The sequence below is a fragment of the Actinacidiphila sp. bgisy145 genome, assembly GCF_057708125.1.
In genome coordinates, this window is the sequence record NZ_JBYIRL010000039.1 from 33449 (window position 1) to 46358 (window position 12910).

Below are 12910 nucleotides of genomic sequence, written 5' to 3' on the forward strand. Positions count from 1 at the left end.
CCCGCACGCCACGCGCCCCGTCACAGCGTGAGCCGTTGGACTCCCCCGGCCAGCGCGCGCTGCTCGGGCGCGTCCGTCCCCGTCCAGCACGACCCGCGCCGCCCCAGCAGCCGCCGCAGCCACAGTTCGGCCGCCACGATCTCGCCGAGCCCTTCCAGCGCGAGCACCTGCGCGCCGCTGACGCCGTCCTCCGCCGCCCCCGAAGCGGCCGCCCGGAACGCCCCGCGCAGCACCCGGGCGTCGACCAGCCCCGCGTCCGCGAGCAGCGGCGCCTCGAACAGGTCGAGCAGCGGGTCCAGCGCCGCACGCAGCCCGACGCGTACCGCCGAGGTCCCCGCGGCGGCGGACGGGCCGCTGCCCCAGCCGTTCGGCAGGCCGTGCACCCCCGCACCCGACAGCGCCACCCGCAGCACCTCCGCCCGCGCGCCGGGCCGGACCCGCAGCGCGCCCGGCAGGGCCTGGCAGGCGCGCACCACCTGGTTGTCGAGGAAAGGCGCGTGCAGCCGCTGGCTCGGTACGGCCGCGGCCTGCTCCAGTACCCGGTAGTTCGCGGCGTGCCGGGCCAGCGCGGCACGGGCGCGGCGCTCGCCGGGCCGTTCCAGCGGCCAGGGCCGCCGCGCCGCGTCCGCGAGCCGAACCGATACTTCCGCCAGCGCCTCCCCGGTCAGCCAGCGCGCCGCCGGACCGGAGCGGACCCACACCATCGCGGCCAGCGACGCGGACAGCGCGCCGCCGCCCGAACGCCCGGGGCCGTCCGGTCCGCCGAGCCCGAAGTCCCGCCGCAGCAGCGCGGCCGCCACGTCGTCGACGCCCTGCCGGTAGGGCGTACGGGCCAGCCGGCGCGCGGCGCGGTACACGGTCAGCGGCACCGTGACGGAGGTGAGCGACCCGGTGAGGGTGCCGCCGCCGTCCGCCCGGGTCAGCGCGGCGACCGGGCGCAGCAGGTGGCGGCGGCGCCGGTCCATCAGCAGGTCGGCCAGCCGCGCCGGGTGGGCGTCGAGCACCTGGCGGGCGCCGTAGCCGATCAGGTGGTCCGCGCCGCCCGCGGCCAGCCGCCGCCGGTGGCGTTCGGCGCTGACCAGCGCGGGCCCGGGCTCGTCGGTGAGCGCGCCGAGCCCGCCCGCGCCCTCGGCCCATCCGGCGACGAGGTCGGCGTAGGGCAGCGCCTCGGGTCCGCCGGGGACCACGACGTGCCGCAGCCGCGGGTCGGCGCCCATCTCCCGGGCCCGTTCCAGTTCGGCGGCCGAGCCGTGCGCGTGCGGCCCGTCCGGCCCGCCGTCGCCGTCGCCGCGCCCGCCCACCAGGTCGTTGAAGGTCACCGCGAGCAGCCGCTCCCCGGCCAGCGACCCGGGCGCGCCGGGCAGGGTGCCGGGCATGCCGGGCAGCCCCGCGGCGAGCAGCGCCAGCGTGGAGGACGCGATGCCGCCCGACAGGTCCGCGCCGATCCCGGGCGCGGGTCCGGCCCCGTCCAGCGCGCCGTCGGGCACGAAGCGCGGCTGCGCCAGCCGGACCCGTACCGCGTCCAGCAGCGCGTCGCGCACGCCCTCCACTGCGGCCAACCCGTCGGCCGCGCTGGCCGGTTGGTGGCCGGCGGCCAGGGAGGCGGCGGGCTCGTAGCCGGTGACCTCGGGTGCGCCGTCGCGAAGGATCAGCGCATGGCCGGGCGGCACCCGCCGCACCCCCAGGTACGGCGTCCCGTCGAGCAGCGCCTCGGGGGCGTCCGGGCAGGCCAGGGTCGCCGCGAGGTGGGTGACGTCGAGTCCGGCCTCGATCAGGTCGGCCAGCGGGAGTGCGGCCGTGGCGTAGGCGGTGCCGTCGCGCCAGCGGGTGTGGAAGACCGGCAGGGCACCGGCGAGGTCGCCGAGTACCGTGATGCGGCGGCCGAGTTGGAGGACCGCGGTGTAGCTGCCGGGCCAGGCGGTGACGTGCCGCAGCGCGCCGCCGCGGGCCGCGACCAGACCGGCCCGCAGTTCGGTGTCGGTGGCCCCGCACCGCCCGAGTACGGCCAGCCGGGCCACGCCGTGCGAACTGCCGTTGCCCGTACCGCCGTACGCGCCCGCGCCACTCGAACCGGCGTCCCCGCCCAGGCCGTTCGCCGCCGCGTAACCGGCCGCGCCGTATCCCCCCGCGCCGTATCCGGCCGCGCCGTAGGAGCCGGTGCCGTACGACGCGCCGCCGTAGGAGCCGCTCCCGTACCCGCCGGTTCCGGCCGCGGAACCGTTCGCCCCGGCCCGCCCGTTGGCGTTCGCCCCCGGGTCCGCGTGCACCACGCGCACCTCGTCGGGGCGCCAGTCCCCCACCGCCCACAGCGGATCGGCCTCGCCCCACAGGAGCTGTGCGCCGACGGGCTGGAGTGCGCGGGACCGCGCACCGGGCAACGGACCCGCGGTGGCACTGCTCCACCCCACCAACCACCGCATCGCCGCCTCCACAGGCTGTGGACAGCCGGCAGGGCCCGGTTCCGCTGCTGCTACCGCTCACCCCGCCGGGCCGCCACGTCTGACGTCCGAAAGACCATGCTGCCACGTGGAGACGCGCAAGGAGGCGCACGGGTGCACCAAGCCGGGCCGGGTCGCGCCCCCGGCCCGGGGACACGACCCACCCGGACCGAGGCGTGCGCCGGCCGGCCGCGGCCCGGCGGCGAAACGTCTGGTTCGCGCCAAAGTCCGCGGCACATGCCGCAGTTGATATGCCGCGCGAGTGCCCGGCAGATCCTCCGCGATGATCGGTGGCGGTCACGGAACGTGTCCCGGACCGGCAGTTCGCCGTGGAATCGTCTTTACAGAACCGGCCACGGGGTCAACGGCCCGGGAGGCGTTCGGACGCCGCCCGGGCCGGTCCGCCACCCGCGGGGATTGTGGCAGCGGAACCCCCTGGCCCGCTCCACCCCGGCATAGCCGCCTGCCGGAGCCCGCGGGCCGACCCATGGCCCCATGCAACCGCGGCGGGGACAGCACGGCACAGAGCGCACAGCCGGGCGCACGGCCACATATACCGGGAGCACACGCCGGATCGTGCGCGCATCGCACGCGGGGCGCTTGCGGGCACCCGTCCGTTTCCGGCCATCCGCCACGAGCCTCTTAACGGTCGGGATGCAGCGAACTACGCTGGGTGTACCCGGTTCGCACACGTAAGCGCGGCTCGGGTGCCCGCCGCAAGTACCGTACCGGCCGCACCGCGGCCGCCGCGGTGGCCGAATCGGGCTCCAGGGGGAGGGCGACACCCGTACCCCCGGACGACATCACCAGGCCGGGCCGGCCTGCCCCCAAGCGGCATCACGAGGTGAACCGCAGTGAACAGAGAACACCGCGGGCCGAACGAGAAGCTCGGCACCCTTCTCGCCATGGCGGGCATCAGCAACGCCGGACTCGCGCGCAGGGTCAACGACCTTGGCGCACAACGCGGTTTGACGCTTCGCTACGACAAGACGTCGGTGGCCCGCTGGGTCACCAAGGGCATGGTGCCGCAGGGCGCCGCACCCCACCTGATAGCCGCCGCGATCGGCAGCAAACTCGGCCGTCCCGTGCCGCTGCACGAGATAGGTCTCGCCGACGCCGACCCGGCGCCGGAGGTCGGCCTCGCCTTCCCCCGGGACGTCGGGGAGGCGGTGAAATCAGCCACCGATCTGTGGCGACTCGACCTCGCCGGACGGCGCGGCCCGGGCGGCGGCGGCATCTGGCAGAGCCTGGCCGGATCTTTCGCAGTGAGCGCTTACGTCACCCCCGCCTCGCGCTGGCTGATCACCCCCGCCGACGCCACCGTGGCCCGCGACGCGCCCGCCCCCGGCATGGCGCACGTCGGCCACGCCGACGTCACCAAACTCCGCGAGGCCGCCGACGACGCGCGCCGCTGGGACTCCAAGTACGGCGGCGGCGACTGGCGTTCGGGCATGGTGCCGGAGTGCCTGCGGGTGGAGGCCGCCCCGCTGCTGCTCGGCTCCTACAGCGACGACGTGGGCCGCGCGCTGTTCGGCGCCACCGCCGAACTCACCCGGCTGGCCGGGTGGATGGCCTTCGACACCGGTCAGCAGGAGGCCGCGCAGCGGTACTACATCCAGGCGCTGCGGCTGGCCCGCGCCGCCGCGGACGTCCCGCTCGGCGGCTACGTCCTGGCGTCGATGTCCCTCCAGGCGACCTACCGCAACTTCTCCGACGAGGGCGTGGACCTCGCGCAGGCCGCCCTGGAGCGCAACCGGGGCCTGGCCACCGCCCGCACCATGAGCTTCTTCCACCTGGTGGAGGCCCGCGCGCACGCCAAGGCCGGCGAGGCCGCGGCCTGCGGCGCCTCCCTGTCGGCGGCCGAAGCGCTGCTGGAGCGCGCCCGCACCGGCGACGCCGACCCCAGCTGGCTCGGCTTCTACTCCTACGACCGGCTCGCCGCCGACGCCGCCGAGTGCTACCGCGACCTGCGCCTGCCCCGCCAGGTGCAGCGCTTCACCGAACAGGCGCTGGCCAAGCCGACCGAGGAGTTCGTCCGCTCGCACGGGCTGCGCCTGGTGGTCTCCGCGGTCGCCGAGCTGGAGTCGGGCAACCTCGACGCGTGCTGCGCGGCGGGCGTCAAGGCGGTCGAGGTGGCGGGCCGGATCTCCTCCGCGCGCACCACGGAGTACGTCCGCGACCTCCTGCACCGCCTGGAGCCGTACAACGACGACCCCCAGGTGCTCGACCTGCGCGAGCGGGCCCGCCCGCTGCTGGCGGCCCCCGCGTAGGCGGGCGCGCCCGGGAGCAGGGCCGTACCCGCGCGCCGTATCGGGCGTGTCCGCAAGGTCACGCCCGTACGGCACGCCGCCGCGCCCTGCCGCCGCCGTAGAATCGACGGCATTGTGCCGACGCCCACCACCTCCTCCGCCCCTGCTCCCGCGCCCGCCGTGAAGTTCCCGGCCGGGCCCGCGCCCGACCCCGCCGGGTCCCGCGGCGAGCACCGCATCCGCAGCTTCCACGCGCGGCGCGGCCGGCTCACCAAGGCGCAGGAGGCGGCGATCGAACGGCACTGGGCGCGCTGGGGCGTGGAGCTGGACGGCACCGCGCTGGACCTGGCCGCGCTGTTCCCCGCGCCCGGCGGCGGGCGGCTGCCGGTCGTCGTGGAGATCGGCTTCGGCATGGGCGACGCCACCGCCGCGATGGCCGCCGCCGACCCCGGCACCGGCATCCTCGCCGTCGACGTGCACACCCCCGGCCAGGGCAACCTGCTCGCGCTCGCCGACCGCGACGGCCTGACCAACGTGCGGGTGGCCAACGGCGACGCGATCGTGCTGCTGCGCGACATGCTGCCGCCCGCCAGCCTGGACGGGCTGCGGGTGTACTTCCCCGACCCGTGGCCCAAGGCCAAGCACCACAAGCGGCGGCTGATCCAGCCGGACTTCCTCGCCCTGGCCACCCCGCTGCTGCGGCCCGGCGCGGTGGTGCACTGCGCCACCGACTGGGAGCCGTACGCGGAGCAGATGCTCCAGGTGCTGAACGACGCCCAGGGCCTGGCGAACCGGTACGGCGACACCTTCGCGCCGCGGCCGTCCTTCCGCCCCCTGACGAAGTTCGAACGGACCGGCCTGGCCAAGGGCCACGTGGTGCGCGACCTGCTCTTCGTACGGGTCTGAGGCCGCCGCCGGAGCAGGTTGTCCCGCACTCTCGCGCGGCCCCGGCCCACCCCCGTACTGTCGTCATGGTGACGACACATTCGTACCCTTCCGCGCCGGACGCCCCCCTCGGGGACGACGCGCCGCAGGAGCCCACCACGGCGCACTACGGGCCGCGGCGCGCCTTCTGGGAGAGCCGGGCGGTACGGACGGGTGCGCTGTTCACCGCGCTCGCGGTGTGCGGGGTGGTGATCCTGGCGGTGCTGCGGCACCACATCGGCACCGAGCCCTTCCTGGTGGGCATGGCGCTGGCGCTGCTGCCGGTGCCGCTGATCGTCTGGGCCTACCTGTGGTTCGACCATGTGGCGCCCAGCCCCTGGCAGAACGTCGTGTTCGCCTTCTCCTGGGGTGCCTGCGCCGCCACGCTGGTGGCGATCTTCGCCAACGAGTACGGGGCGAAGCTGCTGGCCTCGGCGTTCTCCGCGACGCCCTCGCAGTCCGACCAGTGGGGGGCGACGTTCGTCGCGCCGCTGGTCGAGGAGACCGCCAAGGGCAGCGCGCTGCTGCTGCTCTTCCTCTTCCGGCGGCGGCACATCGAGTCGCTGCTCGACGGGATCGTGCTCGCCGGGCTGACCGCGACCGGCTTCGCCTTCACCGAGAACATCCTCTACCTCGGCAACGCCTTCGACCAGGACAAGGCGCTGGGCGACGGCGGGATCGGCACCACGGTGGCGACCTTCGTGGTCCGGGTGCTGATGACGCCGTTCGCCCACCCGCTGTTCACGTCGATGACCGGGATCGGCTTCGCGCTGGCGGCCACCCTGCGCCCGGGGCTGCACTGGCGCTGGCGGTGGGTGCCGCCGCTGTGCGGCTGGCTGCTGGCGATGGTGCTGCACGGCACCTGGAACGGCAGTTCCTCCCTGTCCCCGCTCGGCTTCCTGACGGTGTACGTGTCGGTGATGGTGCCGGTGTTCGGGCTGGTGCTGTGGCTGGCGTTCTGGGCCCGCTCCAACGAACTGCGGACGGTCCGCCGCGCCCTGCCGCCGTACGCCGCCGCGGGCTGGCTCGCGGTCGGCGAGCCGAACGCGCTGGGCACCATGCGGATTCGGGCGGAGGCCAGGCGCGAGGCGAAGCGGCTGGTGGGCGAGCAGGCGGCGCGGGCGGTCCGCGACTACACGGCGTTCGCCACGCACCTGGCGTTCCTGCGGGCGGCCGCCGAACGGGGCGCCCCCGAAGCGGACTTCGCCGCGCGCGAGGCCGAACTGCTGTCCCACCTGTGGCACCGCAGGGCGCTCGCCCAGCCGGCCCTGGCGCACGCGGTGGCGCTCGACGAGCCGCCGGCCCGCCGGATGCCGCCGCCGCTCCCGTACGGGCCGCAGGGGCCGTACGGGCCGCAGGCCGCCTACGGCTACCCCGCCGCGTACGGGGCACAGTACGGGGCCCCGTACGCGCCGCCGTACGTCCCGCCGCCGCGCGCCGCGTGGGAGCCGCCGCAGCCGCACGTCCCACCGCCCTACGGCGCCCCGCCGCCCTACGGTCCTCCTCCGTCGTACGGTCCCCCGCCGCACCCGCCCAAGCACCTGTAGGGGCGCGCCGGAACCGCGGTGCGCGCGGGGCGCACACCGTATCCCCCGCTTTGCACCCGGCGTACTCTTTGGGGGGATTGATTTCCTGGACGGATTCGGCCTGGAAATCCAGTGATGCTGCTGTAACACTCTGTGCCTGATGGGTCGGTTCCCGACCCGTGGGGGCTCGTACGCGTCGGGGGACGCCGGTTCGGCGCGCGCGGCGGGCCACGGAGATCGGGCGGCGATGGATTCCGAACAACCGGTGGGCGGGCCCGTGTCGGGCCCCGGCGCGGGCAGGACGGCGGGCGCGGCGGGCGCGGACCCCGCCGCGGACCGGTGGGCCGACGGTCTGCCGGAGCAGCACCAGGTGGCGGTCGACCGGTTCCCGGGGCCGCACGCCGGGGAGTTGGTGCTGCGGGACCTGGCGGCCGCGACGCACGCGTACGCGGACACCCTGCACCGTGATCCGCCGCCGCTCGATCCGCCGGAACTCCAGTGGCGGCTGGCCGCGGACGCGGCGCTGGCCCGGCGCGGGGTCCGGGTCCGGGCGGTGTACCCGCGCGCGTCCCTGCACGAGCCGGCCCTCGCCCGCTTCCTCCAGGCGCTGTCCGACGCGGGCGTCACCGTACGGGTGATCGACCATGTGGCGCACGACCTGCTGATCTTCGACCGGCACACGGTCTGCCTGCCCTCCCACGACCGGCCCGTGCGGCAGGACGCGCGCCGGCGGGCCGCGGCGCCGGCCGCCCCCGGACACGTACCCCGGACGTCCGTCCCCCGCCCAACCGCCTTACCGGGCCCGGCCCCCGGGTACCCCGCGCCCCAACCGGCCGACCCGGACGAGCCGTCGCTGCTGCGCATCCAAGGCGACGCCCTCGTCCGCTCCTTCACCGCCATCCACGAGTCGTACTGGCAGCGCGCCACTCCGCTGCCGCTCGCCGGGGCCGGTCTGCGGCACGCGCCGCTCGGCGCGCTGGAGCGGGCGGTGATCCGGCTGATGACCAACGGCTACGGAGACGACCGCATCGCCCGCAAACTGGGCATCGAGCGCCATGAGGTGGAGGACGTGATGGCCGCGCTGATGGAACGCCTGGGCGCCGGGAGCCGTTTCGAGGTCGGCTACAAACTGGCCCGCGCGCTGGACCCCTCCGAGCTGTCGCCCGGGCGCGGATGACGCCGGCCGGCACCCGCGCCCGCCGCTCCGCCGTTCCGCCGACCCGCCGCTCGACCGACTCGCCGCACAGCCGCACCGGCCCCGCCCCGCCCCGACCCGACCCGAAGGACGCACCGTTGACCGACCGCCAGGCCATGCGGACGCTGCTCTCCCGGGCCCGCGCCCGGCAGGACCCGGCCGCGCTGGGGCTGTCGCCGCGCGCCGAACCGCGCGGCCGCAAGGTCGCGGGGCTGACCCACGAGCACATGACGCGGCTGCTGGGCTGGCCGGAGCACAAGTACGGCTACGTGGAGCGCGGCCGGCTCGCCACCATCGACACCGGGCTGCTCGAACCGATCGCCCGGATACTGCGGCTGACCGAACAGGAGTGGGAGGCGCTGGTGTTCTACGCGACCGGCGCGCCGCCCGCCTTCCCGCTCGACCCGGAGGTCGGCCGCTCCGTGCCCCGGCCGTGGCGGCGGGTGCTGGCCGCCACCCACGACATCGCGTACATCAGCGACGCCGCCTGGGACCTGGTCGCGTACAACACGGCGTTCACCCGGCTGTTCACGCCGCACGGCGTGCCGCGCAACGTGATGCGCTGGATGCTGCTCGCCCCGGTCGCGCGGGATCACGTCCTCACCGACTGGGAGAACAGCTGGCTGCCTCTGCTGGTACCGCAGTTGCGGGCCCGCGCCGCCGCCCGGCCGACCGACCGGACGCTGACGCGGCTGGTCGCGGACATCCGGCGCGACCCGGTGGTGGGCCCGCGCTACGACTCCCCCACCACGGAGTACCTCCAGCCGCGGGCCGAGGGCTCCCGGCCGCTGCACCACCCGGAACTCGGCCCGGGCTGGGCGACGTTGTGCGCCGCGGAGCCGTTCGGGGTGCCCGGGGGGCGGCTGATGTTCGTGCTGTTCGACCAGGGCGAGCGGCCGGCGCCGCAGGAGCCGATGTACGCCCCGGCGCCCGGCCCGGTGGACGCCGCCGAGGCCCGGGGCGGCCCGGCCCCCCGGCCGCCCGCCGCGGACCGCGCGGGCCACCCCCCTGACCACCGCCTTCCACCGGACCAGCAGACTGGGACCCCATGAGCATCGAACCACCCAGCCGCCTTGAGGCGTTGACGCCCGCGGTCCACCTGTGGCTGCCCGACGGGCACGACACCTGGGGCCTGGCCAACTGCGTGCTGATCACCGACCGGGACAGCGCGCTGCTGGTCGACACCCCGTACACCGCCGACCTGACCCGCCATCTGGCCACGCTGGCTGACGAGGTGCTGCCGGCCGGCACCCGGATCACCACTGTCGTCAACACCCACGGCAACGGCGACCACTCCTACGGCAACGGGCTGTTCACGGCGGCCGGTGCCGAGGTCATCAGCACCGAGGCCACCACCGCCCACCTGTGCAAGGAGCCGAGCCCGGCCCAACTCGCCCGGCTCGTCGCGGACTGCGACCCGGCCACGCCGCTCGGGGCCTACCTGAAGCGGCACTTCGCCCGCTACGGCGACTTCGGGGTGAGTGAGGCGGTGCCGCCGACCCGCACCTTCAGCGGCCGGCTGGACCTCGAAGTCGGCGGATTGGCAGTCGAGTTGATCGAGGTGGGGCCCGCGCACACGGTCGGCGACCTCATCGTCAACCTGCCCGGCGAGGGCGTGGTCTGCGCCGGCGACGTCATCTTCTGCGAGGACCACCCGGTGCACTGGGCCGGGCCGCTCACCGAGGTGCACCGCGCGGTGCAGCGCATCCTGGCCTGCGACCCGCGCGTGGTCGTGCCCGGCCACGGCCCCGTCATGACGCCCGCGGACGTCTCCGCGTACGCGGACTACCTGCTGCGGGTGCGCGACCGCGTCCACGCCGGGCACGCGGCCGGGCAGACCGTCGAGCAGACCGCCGCCGAGCTCATAGCCGCGGAGACCAACCCGCGGTGGGGCCTGACCGAGCGGCTGGCGATCCTCACGGCCGTGGAGTACCGCGTCCTGGACGGGGACTCCTCCCCGGCCGACCTGATCCCGCTGGTCGACCTCGCCGCGCACTACGCCCCGACGGCCGACCCCACCGCCGCCGCCTCGCCCGTCGCCTGACGGACCCGGCGCCGCCCCTCCCCCGCCCCGGGGCCCGGCCGCTCGTCCGCGCGGAACGACCGACGGCCCCGGCGCCGGGGGGGTGGTCGCCAGGGCCGCCGGGGCGGTGGGGTGCGATGGGTCGTCAGAGGGGTGCGGGAGCGGCGCACGGCGTACGGCGGGGGCGCCGTCCGTGCGGGGGCCGGGCGCCCAAGTCGCCCGGCGGTACTAGATGGTGACGTCGTGGGCGCGCAGCCAGGGCAGCGGGTCGACGGGGGCGCCGCCGTCCGGGCGGACCTCCAGGTGGAGGTGCGGCGCGGGCACGTTGCCGGTCGCGCCGACCCGGCCGATGGTGTCGCCGGTGGTGACCCGGCCATCGGTGACGACCATGGTCGACAGGTGGCAGTAGCGCAGTTCGGTGCCGTCGTCGAGGGTCAGGACCACCCGGTAGCCATCGCTGCCGGCCCAGCCCGCGGAGGTGACGGTGCCGCCGTGCACGGCGTGCACGGGGGTGCCGGTCGGCGCGGTGAAGTCCTGCCCGTTGTGGAGGTTGGCCCACGGGTCGGCCTCGCCGAAGGCGGCGCCGAGCGTGGCGCAGGCGACGGGCTTGATGTAGGAGGCCGCGAGCCGGGCGAGCCGCTCGGCCTCGGCGCGGGCCGCCGCGGCGGCCTCCTCGCGGGCCTTCTCCTCGGCGGCCGCCTTCGCGGCGGCGACCTGCTCGCGCACCTTGCGCTCGGCGGCCTCCCGGGCGGCCTGCGCGGCCGCGGCCTGCTCTGCGGCCTCGCGCTCGACGCGGGCGACGGCCTCGCGTTGGGCGGCGACCTGGCCGAGGAGGCGGGCGCACAGGGCGGCGCCGGGGTCGGTGGGGGCGGCCGGTTCGGCGACTTCGGCGGCTTCGGCGGCTTCGGCGGGCTCGACGAACGCGGCGGGCGCGGTCGCGGGCTCCGCCTCGGCGGCGGGCTCCGGGTCGCGGACGGTCTCCACGGCAGGCTCCGCGGTCGGCTCCGCAACCGGCCGCGGCAGTATGGACGTCGAGTCGGCGCCGGCCAGCACGGTCGGGTCGTACACGGGCATCCCGGCGAGCGGGGCACCGGCGGGGGCGGCGTCCGGCAGCGGGTACGGCGCCGGGCGCGCCGCGGAGTCGGCGGCGGGCGCGGGGGCCAGCCCGGCGGCGCCGACACTGGCGTAGGCCGCGAACGCGGGGGTGGGGGCCGGGGCGGTCATCGCGGCGGAAGTCCCGTTCGCCGCGGCGGCGTTGGCGCGCTGGCGGGGGAAGTGGAAGTCGTCCCGCTCCTGGCCGGCGAGGTCGCCGTCGAGCCGGGCATGGGCGTAGGCAAGCTGGTCGGACGCCACGACGGGCGCTCTCCTTTCCTTCCCTCTCGCCTACCGGGTTAGCTGACGGGTTCGGAGGAAGAAGGTCTCCTACGGGCCTGACTACTGCCCGATTCACCCCATTTTCTCGGGTCCCCGGTTCCCGCGGACGGGATTCGGCAAGCGCGCGGTCCGCCGTCCTGGCGGCGGCGGTGACGACCGCGCTGCGTTATCGAACGTTAATAGAGCCGGAGTCGTTTTCCAAGCCGTATCAGAGAGTTGGGCATAGGAACAAAACAGTCAGGGTATAGAGAGAGCAGGCAAATCGGTCAGTCGATGTGGCCGTGAAGTGATGTGAGCGTGCATCAGTCGTTATCGGTGCGGGGAAGAGGGCTGGGACATGGTGGCTACGGTGTGTGAGTGGGCGAACTCGGCGCGCAGGCGGCCGGGCGGGGCCGCGCGGCGGGTCCGCCAGTGGCATGGACCTCTGCCATTGCGCGAAGCGCTTGGCAGGTCGCGGCGCCGGACCCCAGGATGGGCGGGCCGGTACTTGTCATGGACCCGACCGTTTCGAACGTCCCGACCGCTTCGCGACCTCTCAGGGAGCCCGCCATGGAACGCCCCAGCAGTCCCCGACTCCCCCACACCCGCCGGTCGTTACTCCGCGGCGGCCTCGCGCTCGGCACCGCCGCCGGTGCCGCGCTCGCGGGCGGGCTGTGGACCGGCAGCGGCCGGGCCGCCGCGGCCGGCGCCGTCGACTACCCCGGCGCCACCTGGGCACCGGCCAGCACCGCCAACTACACGGCATCCAACCGCCCCACCACCTATGCGATCGACATGGTCGTCATCCACGTCACCCAGGAGACCTTCGCCGACACCATCACCCTCTTCCAGGACCCGGCCCACGCCGCCACCGCGCACTACGTGGTGCGCTCCGCCGACGGCGCCATCGACCAGTGCGTCCGGGAGCACGACGTCGCCTGGCACGCGGGCAACTGGTCGTACAACACCCGCAGCATCGGCATCGAGCACGAGGGCTGGGTCGACGACGCGTCCTGGTTCACCGACGCGATGTACCACGCTTCCGCAGCGCTCACCGCCGAGATCTGCGACAAGTACGGCATCCCCAAGGACCGGCAGCACATCATCGGCCATGTCGAGGTGCCGGGCACCGACCACACCGACCCGGGGCCCAACTGGGACTGGGTGCGCTACATCCGCCTGGTGAACGGCGGCTGAGCCGC

9 protein-coding genes and 1 riboswitch are annotated in these 12910 nt (G+C 75.7%); of the genes, 7 read left to right on the forward strand and 2 right to left on the reverse strand.

Translation table 11 applies throughout. The annotated features are described in order from the left end of the window. Window positions 1–20 precede the first annotated feature (20 nt). Window positions 21–2420 carry an asparagine synthase-related protein gene (locus tag AC3ERT_RS29025; protein WP_435177717.1) on the reverse strand — a complete coding sequence of 800 codons (2400 nt, stop codon included), beginning with the start codon at window positions 2418–2420 and terminating at the stop codon, window positions 21–23. An 872-nt stretch (window positions 2421–3292) separates the two neighbouring features. Here AC3ERT_RS29025 and AC3ERT_RS29030 point away from each other — a divergent pair. The 6 genes from AC3ERT_RS29030 (at window position 3293) to AC3ERT_RS29055 (ending at window position 10376) form a co-directional block, all read left to right on the forward strand. After that, the gene (locus AC3ERT_RS29030) at window positions 3293–4708 is read left to right on the forward strand and encodes an NsdA family TPR-like regulatory protein (RefSeq protein ID WP_335970469.1); all 1416 of its coding nucleotides are present in this window, start codon (window positions 3293–3295) and stop codon (window positions 4706–4708) included. 111 nt (window positions 4709–4819) lie between these two features. Then, window positions 4820–5593 (forward strand): tRNA (guanosine(46)-N7)-methyltransferase TrmB, encoded by a 774-nt coding sequence (gene trmB, locus AC3ERT_RS29035; protein ID WP_435177755.1) that lies wholly within the window; start codon window positions 4820–4822, stop codon window positions 5591–5593. Window positions 5594–5658: 65 nt separating this feature from the next. Beyond that, window positions 5659–7158 (forward strand): PrsW family intramembrane metalloprotease, encoded by a 1500-nt coding sequence (locus AC3ERT_RS29040; protein ID WP_435177719.1) that lies wholly within the window; start codon window positions 5659–5661, stop codon window positions 7156–7158. A gap of 226 nt (window positions 7159–7384) precedes the next feature. Further along, window positions 7385–8314, forward strand: coding sequence for a helix-turn-helix transcriptional regulator (locus tag AC3ERT_RS29045; protein WP_435128669.1), 930 nt, complete (start codon window positions 7385–7387; stop codon window positions 8312–8314). Between the two features lie 116 nt (window positions 8315–8430). Beyond that, window positions 8431–9384, forward strand: coding sequence for a helix-turn-helix transcriptional regulator (locus AC3ERT_RS29050; RefSeq protein ID WP_435177721.1), 954 nt, complete (start codon window positions 8431–8433; stop codon window positions 9382–9384). Beyond that, the gene (locus AC3ERT_RS29055) at window positions 9381–10376 is read left to right on the forward strand and encodes an MBL fold metallo-hydrolase (protein ID WP_435128673.1); all 996 of its coding nucleotides are present in this window, start codon (window positions 9381–9383) and stop codon (window positions 10374–10376) included. Before AC3ERT_RS29050 ends, AC3ERT_RS29055 begins: the two co-directional genes overlap by 4 nt. A gap of 207 nt (window positions 10377–10583) precedes the next feature. Here AC3ERT_RS29055 and AC3ERT_RS29060 read toward each other — a convergent pair whose 3' ends face one another. Continuing rightward, the gene (locus tag AC3ERT_RS29060) at window positions 10584–11708 is read right to left on the reverse strand and encodes a M23 family metallopeptidase (protein WP_435177723.1); all 1125 of its coding nucleotides are present in this window, start codon (window positions 11706–11708) and stop codon (window positions 10584–10586) included. A 12-nt stretch (window positions 11709–11720) separates the two neighbouring features. Then, window positions 11721–11858, reverse strand: a riboswitch (cyclic di-AMP (ydaO/yuaA leader). A 420-nt stretch (window positions 11859–12278) separates the two neighbouring features. Here AC3ERT_RS29060 and AC3ERT_RS29065 point away from each other — a divergent pair. Then, window positions 12279–12905 (forward strand): N-acetylmuramoyl-L-alanine amidase, encoded by a 627-nt coding sequence (locus AC3ERT_RS29065; RefSeq protein WP_335970456.1) that lies wholly within the window; start codon window positions 12279–12281, stop codon window positions 12903–12905. The last annotated feature ends 5 nt before the right edge of the window (window positions 12906–12910 follow it).